Source organism: Actinoplanes sp. NPDC051633 (genome assembly GCF_040681735.1).
Lineage (GTDB): Bacteria > Actinomycetota > Actinomycetes > Mycobacteriales > Micromonosporaceae > Actinoplanes.
Window position 1 is genome coordinate 1 of record NZ_JBFAZH010001272.1, and the last position, 2,126, is coordinate 2,126.

3 protein-coding genes are annotated in these 2,126 nt (G+C 73.6%); all 3 read right to left on the reverse strand.

Going from position 1 to position 2,126, the window contains the following annotated elements; all coding sequences use genetic code 11:
• Positions 1-46 precede the first annotated feature (46 nt).
• On the reverse strand, positions 47-247 hold the full coding sequence (locus AB0M20_RS39960) for a hypothetical protein (RefSeq protein WP_364306334.1): 201 nt from the start codon (positions 245-247) through the stop codon (positions 47-49).
• Positions 244-1,611 (reverse strand): VWA domain-containing protein, encoded by a 1,368-nt coding sequence (locus tag AB0M20_RS39965; protein WP_364306336.1) that lies wholly within the window; start codon positions 1,609-1,611, stop codon positions 244-246. Before AB0M20_RS39965 ends, AB0M20_RS39960 begins: the two co-directional genes overlap by 4 nt.
• A 9-nt stretch (positions 1,612-1,620) precedes the next feature.
• Positions 1,621-2,126, reverse strand: a 506-nt coding sequence (locus AB0M20_RS39970) for a tetratricopeptide repeat protein (RefSeq protein ID WP_364306338.1), incomplete at its 5' end; no start/stop codon positions are given.

Here is a 2,126-nt window from a genome sequence, read left to right on the forward strand (position 1 = left end):
TGTTGCTCGAATTCTCTCCGTTCATTTGCGACCGCAAACTCATTTTCTAATGCCCCCTTATCGAATTGTTCCGCAAGGACTCGCCCGCGGCGGCGACCCCCTCCCGGGCGGGCGCTTCGCTCGTGCGCAGCACGTTCGCGTCCCGGCGGCCCAGGTCGATCGCCACGACGGTGCCCGCCAGCGCCGCGACCGCCGCGGCCAGCAACCAGATCCAGAAGCGGAACAGGGTCCGCCGGGTGCCGATCACAACCGCTCCCGGCACTTCTGGCAGAACTTCGCGCCCGGCCGGTTGATGTACCCGCACCGGCACACGCGGTCGGGGCCGGTGCGCTCCTCGCGACTGAGCTGGGAGAACTGCGACTCCGTCTCGAGCATCAGCAGGTCGGAGTCGCGGACGTCGGGGCGCAGCCGCACCGTGCCGTCCGCCGCGACGGTCACGATCCGCGCGAGCCGCGCCAGCATGTCCCGGTCGTTGGCCGCCCTGGCGATCTGCACCGCGCGGGCGAACGCCTTCTCGGCCTCGGCGCGACGCTTGGCGGCGAACGCCCCGCAGCCGTCCCCGATCACCCGGCTCAGCTCCTCCTGCTGGGAGTACTCACGCAGCTTCGGGTCCGGCAGCACCGACCGGTAGTCGTCCGTGGTCCGCCGCACCAGCACCAGCTCCGGCGCGGCCCGCTGCGCATCGCCGGTGAACACGTCGATCCGCGCGGCGCGCAGGTCCTCGGTCAGGTCGCCGGCGTCCCCGACCCCGATCCGCAGGCTGTACTCGCGCAGCTCGCCGGGTGACCACGCGCCGGTGTCGACCTCCACCACGCCGTCGCCGGCACGCAGATGCGCGTCCAGGTCGGCCTTCACCGGGTGCACCTGGCGGAGGTGCCGCAGCTCGGCGAACGAGCTGAGCCGGATCCGCAGCGTCAGGGCCCGCACCGACTTGGTGGTCCACGTCTCCACGATGGAGCGGAACTCGTCGGCCAGGTTGCTCTCCTCGGTCACCGCCCGCGCCTGCCCGCGCAACGCCTCGGCGATCCCGATCAGCTCCCGCGCATTCCAGTCGTCGCCGATGCCGCGGGCGTCGCACTGGAACACGTCGTGGCACTCGTCCAGCGCCCGGGCCAGCACGGCCGCGCGCTCGCCGTTCTGCCCGTCGGTGAGCAGAGTGACGTGCCGGATCTCCTCGTGCCGGCCGACCAGCAGCGTCCGGGCCAGGCCCAGCCACTGGCCGATCGCCGTCCCGCCGTACGCCCGCAGCCGCTTCACCGCCGAATGGGCCTGCGCCCGCGTGCCCGGCCCGGCGACGGCGAGCTCCGGCTCGGACGGGTACACCATCCGGGCCTCGTGATGGCCCGCCACGATTGCGAAGAGCGACCCGTCCGGCAGCGCGTCGACCGCCGCCATCGTGGCCTGCCGGGCGTCCGGCATCTTCGACCCGATCACCATCGACCCGGAGGTGTCCACCATGATCACCTCGGCGAGCCCGGACGACGCGCCGCCCGAGGAGACACGGTCGAGGTCCGGCGACACGGCCGTCACGGTCAGCACCGCCTGGACCTCGGTCACGCCGCGCGGCAGGTACTTGTGGTCGCTGATCGCCAGCACGAAGTCGTCATCCATGCGTGTTCCTCACCGCCACCAGGTCAGCAGGGTCCGGGGCCGCACCCGGTTGGCCATGTCGACCAGGATCTCGTGGTCCCGCGGGTCGCGGGCCTGCGCCGCGAGCTCCCGATAGGACCGCTCCAGCAGCGCCGAACTCCGGCCCGCGCCGGCCTCCCGGACCAGCGCGACCAGCCGCCGCCGAGCCTCGCCGTCCGCCGCGCCGCCGTCCAGGCGCAGGTCGGGCAGCCGCCGGACGGCCTCGGCCACGCTCTCCGCGCTCGGCCGTGCGGGCAGGGGCTCCGCGTACGCGCGAACGGCGGCGATCCGTGCGGCGTCCCGGTGCGGCGACACCAGCGGCACCTCGTCCAGGATCCGCGCCGCGCCCTTCCGGTCACCGGCCCGCAGCCAGAGCCGGGCCAGTCCGAACGCCGCGCTGGTCTGCGACCGGTCGCGCAGCCAGACCGCCTCGAAGAGCTCGGTGGCGTCGCCGGTCCGCTCGGCGCACAGCCCGAGGGCGAGCTTGGGCGCGGCCT

Excerpts from the sequence above, each read along its gene's own strand:
- AB0M20_RS39965 (WP_364306336.1), bottom strand. The coding sequence starts at position 1,611 with ATGGATGACGACTTCGTGCTGGCGATCAGCGACCACAAGTACCTGCCG.